Annotated in this window: 19 protein-coding genes; 6 read left to right on the top strand and 13 right to left on the bottom strand. The window is 58.5% G+C overall.

Annotated elements, in window-relative coordinates:
• Positions 1-104 precede the first annotated feature (104 nt).
• Positions 105-1,826 carry a bifunctional isocitrate dehydrogenase kinase/phosphatase gene (gene aceK, locus AK821_RS04300; protein WP_064388375.1) on the bottom strand — a complete coding sequence of 574 codons (1,722 nt, stop codon included), beginning with the start codon at positions 1,824-1,826 and terminating at the stop codon, positions 105-107.
• Between the two features lie 220 nt (positions 1,827-2,046).
• On the opposite strand from aceK, the gene AK821_RS04305 reads away from it, so the two are divergent.
• Complete coding sequence (locus tag AK821_RS04305) at positions 2,047-2,955, top strand: DMT family transporter (protein WP_064388376.1); 909 nt, start codon at positions 2,047-2,049, stop codon at positions 2,953-2,955.
• Positions 2,956-3,044: 89 nt separating this feature from the next.
• On the opposite strand, the gene AK821_RS04310 is transcribed toward AK821_RS04305, so the two are convergent.
• Entirely contained in the window at positions 3,045-3,908 is an 864-nt protein-coding gene (locus AK821_RS04310) for a DMT family transporter (RefSeq protein WP_064388378.1), read from the bottom strand.
• Positions 3,909-4,357: 449 nt separating this feature from the next.
• On the opposite strand from AK821_RS04310, the gene AK821_RS04315 reads away from it, so the two are divergent.
• The gene (locus AK821_RS04315; RefSeq protein ID WP_064388380.1) at positions 4,358-4,891 is read left to right on the top strand and encodes a hypothetical protein; all 534 of its coding nucleotides are present in this window, start codon (positions 4,358-4,360) and stop codon (positions 4,889-4,891) included.
• 272 nt (positions 4,892-5,163) lie between these two features.
• Here the strand turns inward: AK821_RS04315 and AK821_RS04320 are convergent, their stop codons facing one another.
• A complete protein-coding gene (locus AK821_RS04320) occupies positions 5,164-6,102 on the bottom strand; it encodes an aspartyl/asparaginyl beta-hydroxylase domain-containing protein (protein WP_064388381.1) in 939 nt (312 codons plus the stop codon).
• A 185-nt stretch (positions 6,103-6,287) separates the two neighbouring features.
• The gene (gene cysK, locus AK821_RS04325; RefSeq protein ID WP_064388383.1) at positions 6,288-7,262 is read right to left on the bottom strand and encodes a cysteine synthase A; all 975 of its coding nucleotides are present in this window, start codon (positions 7,260-7,262) and stop codon (positions 6,288-6,290) included.
• 127 nt (positions 7,263-7,389) lie between these two features.
• Here cysK and AK821_RS04330 point away from each other — a divergent pair, with 127 nt between their 5' ends.
• Entirely contained in the window at positions 7,390-8,466 is a 1,077-nt protein-coding gene (locus AK821_RS04330; protein ID WP_064388385.1) for a DUF748 domain-containing protein, read from the top strand.
• On the opposite strand, the gene AK821_RS04335 is transcribed toward AK821_RS04330, so the two are convergent.
• Together AK821_RS04335 and AK821_RS04340 are read right to left on the bottom strand one after the other, a co-directional pair.
• Complete coding sequence (locus AK821_RS04335; protein ID WP_064388387.1) at positions 8,463-8,960, bottom strand: helix-turn-helix domain-containing protein; 498 nt, start codon at positions 8,958-8,960, stop codon at positions 8,463-8,465. The two genes, AK821_RS04330 and AK821_RS04335, sit on opposite strands and share 4 nt — an antisense overlap.
• A complete protein-coding gene (locus tag AK821_RS04340) occupies positions 8,948-9,178 on the bottom strand; it encodes a DUF4160 domain-containing protein (RefSeq protein WP_064388388.1) in 231 nt (76 codons plus the stop codon). The genes AK821_RS04335 and AK821_RS04340 overlap by 13 nt, the downstream gene beginning before the upstream one ends.
• Positions 9,179-9,379: 201 nt before the next feature.
• Here AK821_RS04340 and AK821_RS04345 point away from each other — a divergent pair, with 201 nt between their 5' ends.
• Together AK821_RS04345 and AK821_RS04350 are read left to right on the top strand one after the other, a co-directional pair.
• On the top strand, positions 9,380-10,225 hold the full coding sequence (locus AK821_RS04345; protein WP_064388391.1) for an AAA family ATPase: 846 nt from the start codon (positions 9,380-9,382) through the stop codon (positions 10,223-10,225).
• Between the two features lie 12 nt (positions 10,226-10,237).
• Positions 10,238-11,416 (top strand): vWA domain-containing protein, encoded by a 1,179-nt coding sequence (locus tag AK821_RS04350; RefSeq protein ID WP_064388394.1) that lies wholly within the window; start codon positions 10,238-10,240, stop codon positions 11,414-11,416.
• 87 nt (positions 11,417-11,503) lie between these two features.
• Here AK821_RS04350 and AK821_RS04355 read toward each other — a convergent pair whose 3' ends face one another.
• From AK821_RS04355 to AK821_RS04370, 4 genes are all read right to left on the bottom strand, one after another.
• Positions 11,504-12,421 carry a biotin-dependent carboxyltransferase family protein gene (locus AK821_RS04355; protein ID WP_064388397.1) on the bottom strand — a complete coding sequence of 306 codons (918 nt, stop codon included), beginning with the start codon at positions 12,419-12,421 and terminating at the stop codon, positions 11,504-11,506.
• Positions 12,418-13,122 carry a 5-oxoprolinase subunit B family protein gene (locus AK821_RS04360; RefSeq protein ID WP_064388399.1) on the bottom strand — a complete coding sequence of 235 codons (705 nt, stop codon included), beginning with the start codon at positions 13,120-13,122 and terminating at the stop codon, positions 12,418-12,420. The genes AK821_RS04355 and AK821_RS04360 overlap by 4 nt, the downstream gene beginning before the upstream one ends.
• Positions 13,119-13,871, bottom strand: a complete 753-nt coding sequence (locus AK821_RS04365; protein ID WP_064388402.1) for a 5-oxoprolinase subunit PxpA — start codon at positions 13,869-13,871, stop codon at positions 13,119-13,121. The genes AK821_RS04360 and AK821_RS04365 overlap by 4 nt, the downstream gene beginning before the upstream one ends.
• A 61-nt stretch (positions 13,872-13,932) precedes the next feature.
• Positions 13,933-15,219, bottom strand: coding sequence for an MFS transporter (locus AK821_RS04370; RefSeq protein WP_064388403.1), 1,287 nt, complete (start codon positions 15,217-15,219; stop codon positions 13,933-13,935).
• Between the two features lie 158 nt (positions 15,220-15,377).
• Here AK821_RS04370 and AK821_RS04375 point away from each other — a divergent pair, with 158 nt between their 5' ends.
• Positions 15,378-16,289, top strand: a complete 912-nt coding sequence (locus AK821_RS04375) for a LysR family transcriptional regulator (protein ID WP_064388405.1) — start codon at positions 15,378-15,380, stop codon at positions 16,287-16,289.
• Between the two features lie 123 nt (positions 16,290-16,412).
• Here AK821_RS04375 and AK821_RS04380 read toward each other — a convergent pair whose 3' ends face one another.
• Genes AK821_RS04380 through AK821_RS04390 form a run of 3 tightly spaced genes read right to left on the bottom strand, consistent with a single transcriptional unit; the run spans position 16,413 to position 18,259 of the window.
• On the bottom strand, positions 16,413-16,955 hold the full coding sequence (locus AK821_RS04380) for a DUF2937 family protein (protein WP_064388407.1): 543 nt from the start codon (positions 16,953-16,955) through the stop codon (positions 16,413-16,415).
• A gap of 13 nt (positions 16,956-16,968) precedes the next feature.
• Complete coding sequence (locus tag AK821_RS04385; protein ID WP_064388409.1) at positions 16,969-17,745, bottom strand: class II glutamine amidotransferase; 777 nt, start codon at positions 17,743-17,745, stop codon at positions 16,969-16,971.
• Positions 17,746-17,761: 16 nt separating this feature from the next.
• The gene (locus tag AK821_RS04390) at positions 17,762-18,259 is read right to left on the bottom strand and encodes a hypothetical protein (RefSeq protein ID WP_064388410.1); all 498 of its coding nucleotides are present in this window, start codon (positions 18,257-18,259) and stop codon (positions 17,762-17,764) included.
• Positions 18,260-18,461 lie beyond the last annotated feature (202 nt).

The following is an 18,461-nucleotide window of genomic DNA, read 5'->3' on the forward strand; positions in this document are numbered from 1 at the left end:
GCCTGCTTCCCCTGTAGGAGCTGCCGAAGGCTGCGATCTTTTGATCTTGTTTTTTAAAAGCAAAACCAAAAGATCGCAGCCTTCGGCAGCTCCTACAGGGGGAGTTATTCGTTATCGAGGCCTTTGCGGCGATATGGGAAGACGTCGATGACTTTGCCGGCGCGAATCGCTTCCTGCAGGCTCTTCCAGTAATCGGCGTTGTACAGCTCGCCGTGCAACTGATCGAACAACTTGCGCTGTCCCGAATCGGCGAACAGAAACGGCGGAAACTCCTCAGGGAACACGTCCAGCGGCCCGATCGAGTACCACGGCTCGGACGCCATTTCGTCCTCCGGCGTGCGCGGCGCAGGGATGTGGCGGAAGTTGGCTTCGGTCAGGAAACAAATCTCGTCATAGTCATAAAACACCACCCGCCCGTGACGAGTGACGCCGAAGTTTTTCAGCAGCATGTCGCCGGGAAAGATATTCGCCGCCGCCAGTTGTTTGATCGCCAGGCCGTAATCCTCCAGCGCCTCACGCACCTGTGCATCGTTGGCGTTCTCCAGATACAGATTGAGCGGGGTCATCCGCCGTTCGGTCCAGCAGTGACGGATCAACACAGTGTCGCCCTCGACTGAAACCGTCGACGGCGCCACTTCCAACAATTCCTCCAGACACGCCGGATCGAACTTGCTCAGCGGAAAGCGGAAGTCGGCGAACTCCTGGGTATCGGCCATGCGCCCTACCCGGTCGACGCTTTTCACCAAGCGGTATTTTTCGATCACCGTGGCGCGGTCGACGTTTTTCGACGGCGAGAAACGGTCCTTGATGATCTTGAACACGGTGTTGAAACCCGGCAGGGTGAACACGCTCATGACCATGCCGCGTACACCCGGGGCCATGATGAACTGGTCGTCGGTGTTGGCCAGATGATTGATCAGCGCGCGGTAGAACTCGGATTTGCCGTGCTTGTAGAAGCCGATTGAGGTGTACAGCTCAGCGATGTGCTTGCCCGGCAGGATGCGCCGCAGAAAACCGATAAATTCCGCCGGCACCGGCACGTCGACCATGAAATACGAACGGGTGAACGAGAAGATGATCGACACCTCGGCTTCGTCGGTGATCAGCGCATCGATCTGGATCCCGCGCCCTTCGCGGTGCAGCAGTGGAATCACCAGTGGCCATTGCTCGTCGCGGGTGTAAATGCGTCCGACCAGGTACGCGCCCTTGTTGCGGTACAGCACCGAGGAAAACAGCTCGACGCTGAGTTCCGGGTCTTTGCACACCCAGTCCGGCAGGTTCTCGCGCAGTTGTGCTTCGAGCCGGAGCAAATCGCCGGGCAGATCGGCGTAGTCCTCGCTGAAACGGTAGTCGGCAAAAATGCTCGCGAGCATCCCCGACAATTGCCCTTGCGGTTTGTACGTACGGGTTTGCGCGGCGCGGGCACGGCGCAGGCTCGGACGCGTGGTGTGGATGAACATGCAGCCGTCGCTGATCAGGTCGTGGCTGAACAGCCCGCAGAAAATCGAGTTGTACCAGGTCTCGGACAGTTCATCGTCGAAACGCAGGTCGATAACGCTGATGTAGGCGCTTTTCACCAGTGGCCAGCAGCTGACATTCATCAGCGTTTCATCGTCGAAGTATTCGCGCAGGCGGGCGATGGTTTCGCCGACCTTTTCTTCATAGAGGTTGATCCGCGCCGCCGACGCGGTTTGCGTCTCTTGCCAGCGCGCCTGCTCGAAACGCTCCCGGGCGCCGTCGGTAATCCGCCGGAAATGCTCGCGGTAATCGTCAAAGCCATCGAGGATCATGCGGGCGATGTCGGTGGCTGGCCATTGCTGCGGCATAGATGAGACCTCGGCGTGCGTTGGAAAATCTGTGCCTGAGCTTAGCCACGGATGCGTGCGCAGGTGAAGTGCAATTTCTGCCAAATGCCATGCCAGTTGTAACCGACCGGGGTTTTCCGTGCAGACGCGGCGGCTACGGAAAATTAAATGTCCGATTAGCGGTTGCCATCATCTGGGGCCTCGGCAACACTCTCGTCCCGATCAAGGAAGGAGCCCCGCCGTGAGCCCTGTCGATATTTTCCGCATGTTGTCGCTGGCAGCCATCTGGGGCGCGAGTTTTCTGTTCATGCGCGTGATTGCGCCGGTGATCGGCTCGGTCCCGACGGCGTTCTTTCGCGTATCGATCGCCGCAGCCGGTCTGCTGGTCATTCTTGGGCTGATGCGCATCAGTCGGGATTTCAAAGGCAAACTGAAAACCGTGATGCTGCTGGGCGTGATCAATTCCGGGCTGCCGGCAACGCTCTATTCAGTCGCCGCGCAAGTGCTGCCCGCTGGGTATTCGGCAATATTCAATGCCACCACACCGTTGATGGGGGTGCTGATCGGCGCGTTGTTTTTCAGTGAGAAACTCACCATCGCCAAGTTCAGCGGCGTTTTTCTTGGTCTGTTCGGCGTCGGTGTGCTGACCCGTGCCGGTCCCATGGCATTCGATCTGCAACTGCTGATGGGCGCCCTCGCCTGCCTGCTGGCGACCACTTGCTACGGCTTTGCCGGGTTCCTCGCACGGCGCTGGCTGGATCAGGTCGGCGGCCTCGACCCACGCCTGTCGGCACTGGGCAGCATGCTCGGGGCGACGTTGTTCCTGTTGCCGCTGTTCGCCTTCAGCATCATCAGCGCGCCACCGCTCAGTTGGGGTGGCTGGAATGTCTGGCTGTCGCTGCTCGGTCTGGGCCTGGGGTGCACGGCATTTGCGTACATCATTTACTTCCGCCTGCTCAGTTCGATCGGTCCGGTGAAATCAATGACCGTGACCTTCATGATTCCGCCGTTCGGCGTGTTGTGGGGGGCGTTGCTGCTGGATGAGCCGTTGTCGATGGCGCATGTGTATGGCGGGGTGCTGATTGCGGCGGCGTTGTGGCTGGTGTTGAAGCCTGCTGCGCTAAAACCTGTTGAAGTGAATACCCGGTAGGAGCTGCCGCAGGCTGCGATCTTTTGATCCTGTCTTTAAAAACAAGATCAAAAGATCGCAGTCTGCGGCAGCTCCTACCGGGGTTCGCGTTATCGGGATTTACGGAATACGAATGCCAGGCCGATGACGATCAACAGCATGCCCAGCACACTCAACGCCGCCAGGCGATTGCCGAAAATCAGATAGTCCATCACCGCCGTCACCGCCGGCACCAGATAAAACAGACTGGTGACATTCACCAGATTGCCCCGCGCGATGAGCCGATACAGCAACAGCGTTGCCAGCACAGAGACCACCAGCCCCATCCACAACACCGGCACGATAAAACCTGTGCTGTGCTCAAAGTGGAATGGCTGAAACGGCACGAAAATCCCACATAACAACAGACCGGCCAAGTACTGCACCGGCAGCGTGCCGAGGGGATTGTCGGTGATGCACTTCTGCATGATCGAGCCCAGGGTCATGCTCGCCAGCGCCAGCAGACCAAACAGCATCCCCGCCCAGGACATCCCGGCCAGACCGATGCCTTGGTAAACCACCATGATCAGCCCGGCCAGCCCCAGCGCCAGACCGAACAGGCGACTCGCCGAGCGCTGCCGCTCCATCAAGACCACGGTGAGAATCGGCTGCACGCCCATGATGGTCGCCATCACGCCCGGAGTGACCTTGGTGTTCAGCGCCAACAGATAGAAAATCTGATACGCCCCCAACAACCCCAAGCCCGTGGCAATTGCGTACAGCATCGGCTTGCCACCCTTGGGCAGCTTCAATTTGAGCAGCGGCGCCAGCAGCACCAGCCCGCACAAGGCAATCGCGAAGCGAATCAGCAGAAAGGCAAACGGCGAAGCGTGGGCCAGCCCCCATTTGGAGAAGATCGCCCCGCTGCTCCACAGCAGAACGAACAGGCTCGTGGACGTCGCCGCGAGCGCGGATTTTTTCGACAGGACAAACATGAATACCACCTGTAGTCAGGCAAGAAGCCAACTCAGCCGAAGCTGAAATTCAGTAGTTTTTTCTGGCGGGCGCAGGGGGCAGCAGAAACTGCCGATCAGCCCGAAACGCCAACGCCCGGCGGTGATACGACTGCGCACACCGGGGTGCTACTGACAGGTGGGGGGTAATGACTGATCTGCCTGGGCTGCTGATTCCCGCACGGCACGACGCCAGCGTTGACCGCTGAATCGACTACCGCGTTGATGAGGGATGCAGGCATTGGCGCAGATCTTTTTTGAAGGGGTGGAGCGTGAGCGGTACGGCTCACGAGCGCCGACTATAACCAGCGTGGGACATGTATTGCAATGAGTTGGGCAAAGCGCCAGCAGGGACAGTTGGCTGCAAGGTGAATAGGCTGGATCGCAATTGCGACACCCCACCATGGAGGACAAGGAATGCACGGGATCACATGCCAAGGGAACGGACGTATTTGCGCTACCAAGTGTATAAATCACAGGCCAGGAAACAGGCTGGGGTTACTTTCGCAAAGCTGCACAAAGACTTGTTGCAGCAAGGGATAGTGGATGTTGATCACTCCAGAGTTCGTTTCGAAGCAATCGATGCTCAAGCGCTGAGTGCCTATGAAGAATGGTTCGATCCTCATTTCTCTTGGCAAGATGTAGTCAGGTGGAAGGCCAAAGAACCACTTGGCTTCGATTTGGCAATCTGGTTTGATCAGGAGTTATGCGGACTTTGCTTTGCAAACCCTAATCAGAGCCGGTTGCGAGTGAAAATTGTGCGTCTGGAAGGAAAGCCCGATAACGACCACCCTCTCAAAAGCCGAGTTGCGACATTTGCCTTGACCGCCGTGACTCACTTCGCGCGAATCATCGGTAGTACCCAAATTGAAATACAGGAACCTCTCCCTGGAGTGATTTCCCTGTACCGGCAACTGGGTTTTGAATTCGATTCGGAGGGTAGGCTTGTGAAGCTGATTTGGTAAGACTAGTATCGAGCAACTGCTCATTTAATGATCAACGCCGGAGGCACCATGAAGGCTGCCGTTGAAAAAAAGGCGCCAGGCGCCAGATCGATAAAAGCTGATAGAAAACGCTCTTCCGGGAAGTTGTCTGAACGGGAGTTGCACCGAATCAGAGAAGCATTGGTGAATCCAGCCGCGGAAGAGCCAGGAGGCGTCCTCGCTGGCGCTTCGTTCACCTTCTCTTCATAAAAAAACCGCTCACAAGGAGCGGTTTTTTATTGTCTGATCCAGCTTCAGCCGAACAACCAATACCCCAACAACGTCAACACCAGCACCGCCAGCACCGGACGCATCACGCGGTAGGCTTTCGGATGACGGCGTTTCCACTGTTTGACCACGCCACTGAACTTGTCGCTGAAGTTCTTGCTCCAGGCGTAGGCCTGGTTGATCCCGCCGACGCGTTCGTCATCAAGGTTCTGCGGTGCGGTGGCACGGCCGAGCCAGGCGCTGATCGCGCGGTTGATGCGGGTCATGAGGCGGTTGCTCAGCGGACGCTCGACGTCGCAGAACAGAATCACGCGGGTTTGGTCGGTTTCGTTCTTGACCCAATGCACGTAGGTCTCGTCGAACATCACGTCTTCGCCATCACGCCAGGCGTACACCTGACCGTCGACGAAGATCCGGCAATCATCGGAGTTTGGCGTCGACAAACCGAGGTGATAGCGCAGTGAGCCGGCAAACGGATCGCGGTGCGGGTTCAGGTGACTGCCACCCGGCAGCAAGGCAAACATCGCGCCTTTGACATTGGGGATGGCACTGACCAGCGCCACGGTTTTCGGGCACAGGGTTTCGGCCGAGGGCAGCGGCTTGTCGTACCACTTGAGGTAGAAACGCTTCCAGCCCTTTTTGAAGAACGAGCCAAAACCGGCGTCGTTGTTCTTCTCGGCGGCGCGAATGTAGCCTTCGTCGAACAGATGCAATGCTTCGTCGCGAATGGTTTCCCAGTTATCGCGCAGCACATCCAGCTCCGGAAACTTGCTGCGATCCAGGTACGGCTTGGACGGCACGCCAGAAAACAGGTACATCAAGGCGTTGTACGGGGCAAACAACGCCGAGTGGTTGACGAACTGACGCAGTACCGGCAAACGCGCCTTGCCGCGCAAATGCACATAGAGCGTGCTGCCCAGAAACAGCAACAGCACAAACGCCTTGGCGGCAAACGAAACGGTCATCAACAACTCCTTGAATAAAGACAACGCTGCGCAATGCCCTTTACCCGGCATGGCAGCCGGCCATGATAAACACTACCGGCCTCGGGAAAAACCCGCTCAACCCAAGAATCAGTGTTAAGAATTGCGCAACAAAGCATTTATTAACATAACGATCCTGAACCCTGGCTGACCTGAATCAAATGGATCTACTGCTGAGTTTCCTGCTCGGTAAACAGATCACTGAACAGCATGCTCGATAGATAACGCTCACCGGAGTCCGGCAGAATCACCACAATGGTCTTGCCCTGCATCTCCGGGGTTTCCGCCAAACGCACCGCGACGGCCATCGCGGCGCCGCAGGAGATACCGCAGAGAATCCCTTCTTCCTGCATCAGACGCAGGGCCATGGCTTTGGATTCTTCGTCGGTGACCTGCTCAACCCGGTCCACCATCGACAGATCGAGGTTTTTGGGAACGAAACCGGCGCCAATACCCTGGATCTTGTGCGGACTTGGCTTGATCTCTTCACCGGCCAATGCCTGAGTAATCACAGGTGAAGACACCGGTTCCACGGCCACCGATAGAATAGGTTTGCCCTGGGTATTCTTGATATACCGCGAAACGCCGGTGATGGTTCCGCCGGTGCCGACACCCGCTACCAGCACATCGACCGCACCATCGGTATCGTTCCAGATTTCCGGGCCGGTAGTCTTTTCGTGAATGGCCGGGTTGGCCGGGTTATCGAACTGCGCCGGCATGAAGTATTTGTCGGCATCACTGGCGACGATCTCGGCCGCCTTCTCGATGGCGCCTTTCATGCCTTTCGCCGGTTCAGTCAATACCAGTTCTGCGCCCAACGCCTTGAGGACCTTACGCCGTTCAATGCTCATGGACGCTGGCATCGTCAGCATCAATTTGTAACCACGGGCGGCGGCGACGAACGCCAGACCGATACCGGTGTTGCCCGAGGTTGGCTCAACGATGGTCATGCCGGGCTTGAGTTTGCCGCTGCTTTCGGCATCCCAGATCATGTTTGCGCCGATCCGGCACTTGACCGAATACCCGGGGTTGCGCCCTTCGATCTTGGCCAGGATGGTCACGCCACGCGGCGCAATGCGGTTGATCTGCACCAGCGGCGTATTACCGATGGAATGGGCGTTGTCAGCGAAAATGCGGCTCATGGCTGGGTCCTTATGCAGCGTTGAATTCAGCCTTCAAAGGTATGCCTGTTGCCTGGCGCAGTCCAGTCGGGTCGAACGACTGCGCGGCGTAATAGTCAATCGCTTACATCGTCAGGGAATTGCCGTCATGAAGCGTCGCTACAGTTGGCCACTAGGGATTTTCGCCGTCGTCGTTGTGTTGCTGATAGCGCTGCACATCGCCCTGCCCTACATGGTGCGCGACTATCTGAACGGCAAACTGGCGGACATGGGTGACTATCGGGGCCAGATCACTGATGTCGACCTGGCCCTATGGCGCGGCGCCTACAAGATCAACGGTCTGAAAATCGTCAAGGTCGACGGCAAGGTGCCGGTGCCGTTCGTCAACGCGCCGCTGATCGATCTGGCGGTCAGCTGGCATTCGCTGTGGTATGACCATGCCGTGGTGGCACAGGTCCAGTTCTTCGAGCCCGAAGTCAATTTCGTCGATGGTGGCGCCAACAAACAGAACTCCCAAACCGGTCAAGGTACCGACTGGCGCGCGCAATTGGGCAAGTTGCTGCCGATTACCCTCGACGAAGTGCAGATCAATCAGGGCAAGATCAGCTTCCGCAATTTCAACTCAAAACCGCCGGTCAACATGAACGCCAGCAATGTCGACGCGAGCATCTACAACCTGACCAATGTGGTCGACCAACAGGGCAAACGCGACGCCCGCTTCGAAGGCAAAGCCCTGCTGCTCGGCCACGCACCGTTGGAAACCACCGCAACATTCGACCCTCTGAGCAATTTCGAAGACTTTGAATTCCGCCTGCGCGCCAAAGACATCGAACTCAAAAGCATGAACGACTTCGCCTCGGCCTATGGCAAATTCGATTTCAATGCCGGCCACGGTGACGTCGTAATCGAAGCCAAAGCCAAAAAAGCCCAGGTCAACGGCTACATCAAACCGCTGCTGCGCGACGTCGAAGTGTTCAACTGGCAACAGGACGTGGAAAACCAGAACAAAAGCATCTTCCGCTCAGTCTGGGAGGCACTGGTGGGCGGCACGGAAACCGTGCTGAAGAACCAGGCCAAAAACCAGTTCGCCACCAAGGTTGAGCTCAGTGGCAACGTACATCAGCAAAATATCAGCGCGTTCGAAGCGTTTTTGCAGATTTTGCGTAATGGTTTCGTACAGGCATTCAATGCGCGGTATGAGCGGCCGAAGCCTGATGCGGGTTAGGTTTTGCGGTTGACGATATAGCGACCCGACTCCTCTGCAGCCATAGTTGAGTTTTGTTGCAGTGAATCCCAGCCCAGGCAAGCCAGCGCCAGAGAACGAGGCACTGCCTCACGCCCATTGCTGTAGCGACTGATGCTGCGGGCGCTGACTCCCAGTGCCTCGGCAGCCTGATTAAGAGACAGCCCCGTTCGGGCGCGCCAATCAATAAAAATACGAGTGTTCTCATCGGTTGCGTTTTGAGCCAGCGCATCCATATAAAGCGTGTCTGAGCCAATCTGTATATCAGGTTCAAGCCATTCGACAGTCCAGCCGTCGTCGTCCATTGTCGCAGTGGCAAACACTTCGGGATCGAGCAAAGGTTGCAGACCTGGATAAGCGTGAATATCCCCGCCGAGCTCAAGTGTCAGTTCCTGACCATCAATAAAGGTCAGTGCCAATCGAAAATCTGACAGTGCTTGCACAGCCGACAGACGAGGCCTTTTCATGGGTAACATCGTTTCCAGTCCTCCAACAGTTGCACCTGATGAGCCGCAACCCACGCCAGCCCTTCCTTGATAATCAGCGGCGGCGCCTTGCCCGGCATCACCTCAACGGTTTCAAGGCTCAGCATCACTTCCACGCCGCCACCGATAAGGTGAACATGGGGCGGCGGGTGATCCTTCTCGCGCAACTGAATGCGGTATTTGTCGCAAAATCGGTATTTAGTAGTCATGCCCGAGAGGCTATCGCCAAATCGGCGATACCTGAATACTGGCCATCGGCCGAGACTGAGTCAACATGTGACGCCCCATTCAGAGACTGAATAAGCCGTCTGCGTTCACAGTCGACCGGCCTGCGCGTTATAGTCGGGCATCCGATTATTTCGCCCCCGCCCTGCCCGTTCAGGTCGGCGTCACCGTTCGAGGATTAGCAGATGAAGTTCGAAGGCACCCAGGCCTACGTCGCCACCGATGACCTGAAGCTGGCGGTCAACGCCGCCATCACCCTGGAGCGACCGCTGCTGGTCAAGGGCGAGCCGGGCACCGGCAAGACCATGCTCGCCGAGCAACTGGCCGAGTCGTTCGGCGCCAAGCTGATCACCTGGCACATCAAGTCCACCACCAAGGCTCATCAGGGCCTGTACGAGTACGATGCGGTCAGCCGTTTGCGCGACTCGCAACTGGGCAACGAAAAAGTCCACGACGTGCGCAACTACCTGAAGAAGGGCAAGCTCTGGGAGGCTTTCGAGTCTGAAGAGCGGGTCATTCTGCTGATCGACGAGATCGACAAGGCCGACATCGAGTTCCCTAACGACTTGCTGCAAGAACTCGACAAGATGGAGTTCTACGTTTACGAGATCGACGAGACCATCAAGGCCAAGAAGCGCCCGATCATCATCATTACCTCCAACAATGAAAAAGAGCTGCCGGACGCCTTCCTGCGCCGTTGCTTCTTCCATTACATCGCGTTCCCGGATCGCCCGACCCTGCAGAAAATCGTCGACGTGCATTACCCGGACATCAAAAAGGATCTGGTCAGCGAAGCGCTGGACGTGTTCTTCGACGTGCGCAAAGTGCCGGGCCTGAAGAAGAAGCCGTCGACTTCCGAGCTGGTCGACTGGCTGAAGCTGCTGATGGCCGACAACATCGGTGAAGCGGTGCTGCGCGAACGTGATCCGACCAAAGCCATCCCGCCGCTGGCCGGTGCCTTGGTGAAGAACGAACAGGACGTGCAACTGCTTGAGCGTCTGGCGTTCATGAGCCGTCGCGGTTCTCGCTAAGAGGCTGATGCCATGTTGCTCAACCTGTTCAATGAAATGCGTGCGGCCAAGGTGCCGGTGTCGGTGCGCGAGCTGCTCGACCTGATCAACGCGCTGAAACAGCGCGTGACCTTCGCCGACATGGACGAGTTCTATTACTTGTCGCGGGCGATTCTGGTGAAGGACGAACGCCATTTCGACAAGTTCGACCGTGCGTTCGGCGCCTACTTCAATGGCCTCGAAAAGCTCGACGATCACTTGCAGGCGCTGATTCCCGAAGACTGGCTGCGCAAGGAATTCGAGCGCTCGCTGACTGACGAAGAACGCGCACAGATCCAGTCCCTTGGCGGTCTGGACAAGCTGATCGAAGAATTCAAAAAGCGTCTGGAAGAACAGAAGGAACGCCACGCCGGCGGCAATAAGTGGATTGGCACCGGCGGCACCAGCCCGTTCGGTTCCGGTGGTTTCAACCCGGAAGGCATTCGGGTTGGTGATGCCGGCAAGCGCCAGGGCAAAGCGGTGAAAGTCTGGGATCAGCGCGAGTACAAAAACCTCGATGATTCGGTGGAACTGGGCACGCGCAACATCAAGGTTGCCCTGCGTCGTCTGCGTAAGTTCGCTCGCCAGGGCGCGGCGGAAGAACTCGACATCGACGGCACCATCGACCACACCGCCAAGGACGCCGGGCTACTCAACATCCAGATGCGCCCGGAGCGGCGCAATACGGTGAAGCTGTTGTTGCTGTTCGACATCGGCGGTTCGATGGACGCGCACGTGAAGATCTGCGAGGAGCTGTTCTCGGCCTGCAAGACTGAGTTCAAGCATCTGGAGTACTTCTACTTCCACAACTTCGTTTACGAATCGGTGTGGAAGAACAACATGCGCCGCACTTCGGAGCGCACTTCGACCCAGGATCTGCTGCACAAGTACGGCGCTGACTATAAGGTGATTTTCATCGGTGACGCCGCCATGGCGCCGTATGAAATCACCCAGGCCGGCGGCAGTGTCGAGCATTGGAATGAAGAGCCGGGTTATGTGTGGATGCAGCGTTTCATGGAGAAATACAAGAAGCTCATCTGGATCAATCCGTATCCGAAAGATACGTGGGGGTATACCTCTTCCACGAACATCGTCAGGGATTTGATTGAGGATCAGATGTATCCGTTAACGTTGCGCGGGCTTGAGGAAGGGATGCGGTTTTTGTCCAAATAAAAGCAAAAGATCGCAGCCTTCGGCAGCTCCTACAGTGAAATTCGCATTCCCCTGTAGGAGCTGCCGCAGGCTGCGATCTTTTGATCTTCAGCCAAATCTCTGCAGATATTTGATGTGCTCACGGTGCGCGACGTCCTGCACTACAGGCCGCAATCGCACCTGCGCCCCCGGCAAGCACTGCGCCAACCGAGCCAACGCCAACGGCGTCAATGCGCCCAATCGCGGATAGCCGCCAATCGTCTGCCGATCATTGAGCAATACAATCGGCTGGCCGTCCGGCGGTACTTGCACCGCGCCCAACGGAATGCCCTCGGAAATCATCGGCTGGCCCTGATATTCCAACGCCTTGCCCAGCAAACGAATGCCCATGCGATCCGCGCGACTGTCCAGTGTCCAGGCACTGTTGAACACATCGAACACGCTCTGCCCGCTGAACTGGCCGATCTGTGCGCCAAGCACCAGATCCAGAGGTGCTGTCGATTTCAAATCCGGCCGCAGCGCCAAGGGCAGTTCCCGCACCCACTGCGATCCCCCGTGATAACTCAGCGCCGAACCCTTGGCCAACGGCAACCCCATGCCATCCAGGCCACCGAGTTGTTCGCGCACCACCGTGGCGCTACTGCCCAGCACCTTCGGCGCCACAAAGCCACCGGGCGCCGCCAGGTAGGCCCGAGCCCCAAGCAACGGCTGCTTGAACTGCAATGTCTGCCCTTTGCCCAACTTGAAACTGCGCCACGGCGCCAACGGCTGACCGTCGACCTGCGCACCGAGATCCGCCCCGGCCAGTGCCAGCAAACAATCCTCGTCAGCCACCACAGCAAACCCACCCAGGGTGATTTCGACGACCGGCACATCCAGACCATTGCCCAACAGCCAGTTGGCCCAACTCATCGCGTTCCAATCCGCCGCGCCGCCCTGGGTCACGCCCAGATGCCGCACGCCAAATCGCCCGGCGTCCTGCAACAGGCACAGCGGCGTACTTGCCTCAATCGTCAGTCGGCTCATGCCTGCGCCTCCAGTGGCGTGTCGTCGCCGCCCAGTCGGATGAATTCGGCGTGGCTGACTGCTTCAAAACGCACGGTATCGCCGGGTTGCATCAGGCTGTAGCCATCGCGATGACGATCAAACAGTTTCGCCGACGTGCGACCGATCAGGTTCCAGCCACCGGGGGACACGACGGGATAGGCAGCGGTCTGGCGTTCAGCAATGCCGACGCTGCCGGCCGCGACTTTCTTGCGCGGCGTGTTCAAACGAGGCGCCGCCAGCATCTCTTCGACCAAACCCATAAAGGCAAAACCAGGCGCGAAACCCAGGGCGAACACCTGATATTCGCGACCACTGTGGCGACGAATCACCTCCTCGATCGCCAGCCCGCTGCGCTCGGCCAGCAAGCTCAATTCAGGCCCGACACTGAGGTCATACCAGACCGGCAGTACATGACATTGGCCAGCGGTTCGCGCATTCGGCGACAAGTCGATCAACGCTTCAGCGATCAATGCCCGCGCCTGGTTCGGGTTCAACACCGTCAGATCGTAATGCACCATCAACGTCGTATACGACGGCACCAGATCGATCAGTTGCCCGCCAAATACCGCACGCAAGCGCTCACTGGCGGCGAGCATCCACGGCATGTTGGTTTCGGCGATTTCATCGAACAAACGCAACATCAGGCAATCCAGTGCCACCACTTCAATCCTTGGGTTCATGACGCGCTCTGCTGATTCAAGGCTTCGCGAATGCGTTGCACGGCGGCCACCGAACTGGCGTTGTCGCCGTGCACACAGAGCGTATTGGCTTGCAGATGCAAGGCGCTACCATCGTTGGCGGTCAGGTTGTCGCCACGGGCGATGGTCAATGCTTGCTCGATGATGATCTCGGGATCGTGATGCACCGCGCCCGGCAATTGTCGCGAGACCAGTTTGCCGGCGCTGTCGTAGGCACGGTCGGCGAAGGCTTCGAACCACAGGGTCACGCCGTACTCATCGCCGATTTGCTGCGCGGCAGAATTGTCGCGAGTGGCCATCAGCATCAGCGGCAAGCTGCGGTCGTAAGCGGCCACAGCCTGGATCACCGCACGCAATTGCGCCGGGTTGGCCATCATGTCGTTGTACATCGCGCCGTGGGGTTTGACATAACTGACCCGTCCGCCCTGCGCCTTGCAAATACCGTCGAGGGCGCCGATCTGGTAATGCAGGATGTCTTGCAGCTCTTGCGCGGAATACGCCATGGAGCGGCGACCGAAACCGACCAGATCCTGATAGGCCGGATGCGCACCAATTTTTACGCCGTGGCTCAAGGCCAGGCTGACGGTCTTGCGCATGATGCTCGGGTCACCGGCATGGAAGCCGCAGGCGACGTTGGCGCAATCGATGAAGGGCATGACCTCGGCATCCAGACCCATGGTCCAGCTGCCGAAGCTCTCGCCGATGTCGCAATTCAATAGCAGGCGGCTCACGGTGAACACTCCTGTAGGGCTTGTCTTTTTATCTGTAGGACTTTACGACGCAGGTTATCAGTTACTGCGCATCGAGTTGCTTGCCACGGGTTTCCGGCAGGCTCAACGCCGCGATGATCACCACGCCGTAAGACACCGCCGCAAATGCGCCAATGCCGACGCTCAACGGTACTTTCTGGCTAAGCAGACCGATCAGCAGTGGAAACAATGCCGCCAGCGCCCGACCGATGTTGTAGCAAAAGCCCTGCCCGGAACCGCGAATCCGCGTGGGGAACAGCTCAGTGAGAAACGCGCCCATGCCGCTGAAAATCCCCGAAGCGAAGAAACCCAGCGGGAAGCCCAGCCACAACATCACGCCGTTGCTCACCGGCAGTTGCGTATAGAGCAGAACGATGGTGAAGGAGCCGACCGCGAAGAGAATGAAGTTCTTTTTGCGGCCGAGCAGATCGGTCAGGTAGGCGCTGATCACATAGCCGACGTAAGAGCCGACAATCACCATCGCCAGATAACCGCCGGTGCCGAGTACGCTCAAACCGCGCTCGTTTTTCAGGAAGGTTGGCAGCCAGGAAGTAATTGCGTAGTAACCACCCAGCGCACCCGTGGTCAGCAGCGAAGCGCGGAACGTAGTGAAGAGCATGCCGGGCGCGAAGATTTCGTAGAACTTTGATTGGTTCTCTGGCGTTTGCTGAGCCTTGGCCTCGCGATAAATCTCTGGATCCTTCACCAGTCGACGCACGAAAATCACGAAAATCGCCGGCACGATGCCGAGGATGAACAGCGCGCGCCAGGCATCTTCCGGCGGCAACACCGAGAACAGCAGCGCATACAGAATCGCCGTCAGCCCCCACCCCAGCGCCCACCCGGATTGCACCCTGCCCGCCGCCTTGCCACGGCCCTTGGCACGAACCCCCCCGCCGATCAGCACCGCGCCAGCCGTCCATTCACCGCCGAAACCGAAGCCCATCAAGGTGCGGGCGATCAGCAGTTGTTCGTAGTTTTGCGCGAAGCCGCAGAGGAAGGTGAAGAAGGCAAACCACAACACCGTGAGTTGCAGGGTGCGCACGCGACCGATACGGTCAGAGAGAATCCCGGCGACCCAACCGCCAATCGCTGAAGCGATCAACGTGCTGGTGTGAATCAGCCCCGCTTCGCCGGTGGTGATGCCCCACATCGCGATCAGTGTCGGCACGACGAAGCTGAGCATCTGCGTGTCCATGCCGTCCAGACCGTAGCCGATCTTGCAGCTCCAGAACGTGCGACGCTCCTGCTGGTTGATGTTGCGATACCAGTCGAACGGCCCCGGACGCGCCGTTGCCGTGGATGCTTCTAGGGTTTCGGGAGCACTCATGGCCTATCTCCGCAGGTTCTTATTGGTCTTGTTCGTAGCCCCGCCGACGCCTATCGTGGGGACCGGATGCGTCGATTTTTCGTCGCGCGGCCCTGCCGCGTCCAACGAATAAAAACCCGCCTTAGCCATAAGAAAAATTTGTCACCCGAGCCTTGCCCATGAACCTGAAGTTTCTCGAGACCTTTGTCTGGGTCGCCCGCCTGAAGAGCTTTCGCCTGACCGCTGACAAGCTGTTCACCACTCAGGCATCGATTTCCAGCCGCATTGCGGTGCTGGAGGGCGAGTTGGGGGTGAAGCTGTTTCTGCGCGATTCGCGCGGTGTCAGCCTGACGCCCGAAGGTCTCAAAGTGCTGGAATATGCCGAACAGATGCTCGACACCATGTCGGCACTCAGGCAGTCGATCGAGACCCGTTCGAGCAAGGTCGGTCGGGTGCGCATTGGCGTGATGGACACGGTGATCCACACCTGGCTAAGCCCGCTGGTGGCGCAGATGACCGATCTGTATCCACGGGTGGAAATCGAACTGGTGGCGGATACCTCGCTGAACCTCTGCGATCAGCTGCAAAAAGGCTTTCTCGATATCGTTCTGCAAACCGATCTGGTGCGCCATGAAAGCGTACGCAGTCTGGAGCTGGCCAGCCATCCGCTGGGCTGGATTGTCGCCAGTAATTCGATCTACAACCGCGACTACGCCGACCTCACCGAACTGGCGCAGGAACGCATCATCACCTACTCGAAAAACTCCCGACCGCATCAGGATCTGCTGGCGTTGATGCAGGCGAATGGCGTGTTGGCGCCGCGCTTGAACTGCGTGAATTCGGTGTCGGCGATTACCCGGTTATTGCGTGATGGATTCGGGATTGGTGTGCTGCCACCGGTGCTGGTAGCGGAGGAATTGGCGCGGGGGGAATTGACCTTGCTGGCGATTGATCAACGGCCACCGAACTTGCAGGTGGTGGTGTCGTGGCGGGTGGGCGTTGAGTGGGTCGAGGAGATTGTGACGTTGTGTCAGCAGGTGCTGGAAGGGTATGCGCACAAGGTGGGCAAGGACTACATCGCGTTAAGTTGATCGTTCCTACGCTCCGCGTGGGAATGCAGCCCGGGACGCTCCGCGTCCCTCGAAAGCCGAACGCGGAGCGTCCGATGAGGCATTCCCACGCAGAGCGTGGGAACGATCCTTACTGCGCTGATCTTAGAGGCCGCGCACGTCGCGGTCTTCGATCGGCCGGCTCTGACGCAACCGCTTGCCACCGAGTACCACCCAGTCGATCAGGCGGAACAGGCATTCAATGCCGAACGACAGCAGCAACGCACCGCTCATGCCCCAGATCATCGCTTCCGGGGTCAGCAGAATCTGATAGCTGTATCCGTTCCAGGTTTCCTTGCGGATATCCGGATCAGCCGCCAGCACCACTTGCAGGAAGCGGATGTACCACGGGCCCTGCATCGCCTGGAACTGCTTGTCCAACGCGATCTGCCGATCGAGCAAAGTGCTCAGGCTATCGGCATCACTGCGAAAAACCGGGTCTTCGCTGGCGCGGTAATGCGCCACCAGTGCCTGGATGTCGCCTTTGAAGAACTGCTCGGCGGTGCCCTGAAACCCGCGCAAACCGGTCTGCGCTTCGATCAGGTGCGCCTCGACCCGTTTCGCGTAATCGTTGATGAAACCCGGCACCTGGACACCGATCAACAGGCCCGCCGCAAACAACACCAGCCGTAGATAACTGAGCAACATGGGGTGCAAATCCTTATTCGGTCTTGCCTTGACTTACGCATTCGCCGCGTCGCCACAGGCTCCATTGGCCCGGTTCGTAGCGGGTCCAGGTTTCATTTTCGGTCAACGGTTCGGTAGCGATCACCGTCACCACGTCGTTGGGGGTGGTTTCGGCCTGGAAATCGACAATCACATCGACATCCTTCAGCCGCGCCGGGCCGAACGGTGCACGCCGGGTGATCTGTGCGAGTTTGGTCGAGCAATAGCAGAACAGCCAGTCGCCATCGCTGAGCAGGCAGTTGAACACGCCTTTGCTGCGGTATTCGGCGCACGCGGCGACCAGATCCGGCAGCAGTTCCTCTATTTCGACCGGCTCCGGGAATGCTGCACGCACGCGGTTGAGCAAATCGCAGAACGCCGCCTCGCTGTCGGTATCGCCGACCGGGCGGTAGAAGCTTTTGATCGGGGTGAAATCGGCGAGCTGGCCGTTGTGCGCGAAGCACCAGTTGCGGCCCCACAGTTCGCGCACGAACGGGTGGGTGTTGGACAGGCAGACCTTGCCGACGTTGGCCTGACGGATGTGGCCGATGACCACTTCGCTCTTGATCGGATAACGCTGCACCAGATTGGCGACTTCCGACTCACTGCTCGCTGCCGGGTCCTGAAACAGACGCAAACCACGGCCTTCATAGAAGGCGATGCCCCAACCGTCGCGGTGCGGGCCGGTGCGGCCGCCGCGCTGCATCAGACCGGTGAAGCTGAAGACGATATCGGTCGGCACGTTGGCACTCATGCCCAGTAATTCACACATGTGCGGACTCTCGGGATTACAGACGCGGCTCGACCCGCATGCGCTGCGGATTGTTCGGAACCGGTGGGCGCCCGTAGCGGTCATCACCAGCAGCGCCGAACGGTTGATCGTCGTTGCGGTCATCGGCACGGGCTGCGGCTTTGGCAGCCTCGGCCTGCTCTCGGCGCGCACGCGATGCACGTTCAATCGGGAAGCGGATCAGCACGAAGATCAGATAGAGGCCAAAAGCGATCATGCCGTACATGAACAGGTCGGAGACCGCGCGCCAGGCGTTGTTGCCGACCTTGAAGGCCAGATCCAGTGCAGTGATGGCAATGGACGGCGCAACCTTGGCCTTCACCGGATCAATGATGGTCGGGCTGAACAGCAACACGGCCATCAGTACGCGCAACGGCTCGCGCAACCAGCGCCACATCCAGGTAGTCAGGCGCATCCATACCAACAGGCAGCCCACAGCGGCAAAGGCGTAGAGGCCCCAGGCGATCAGATAGTCGTTCTCGGTCATGGTGTCCATGGCAAGGCAGGCAAAGAGGCGCTTATAGTAACGACTTTTCGCCCGCCAGGCTTGTCCCAATAGACATGCGACCTGTGGGAGTGAGCTTGCTCGCGATGACGGACAGCCTGACAACATTGATGTTGAATGTGCCGGCCTTATCGCGAGCAGGCTCACTCCTACACGGTCTGCGGCGGTTTCAAGCGCTGCGAAAAACCCTATT

The sequence above is a fragment of the Pseudomonas sp. RIT-PI-r genome, from assembly GCF_001297015.1.
In the GTDB taxonomy this organism is placed as follows: domain Bacteria; phylum Pseudomonadota; class Gammaproteobacteria; order Pseudomonadales; family Pseudomonadaceae; genus Aquipseudomonas.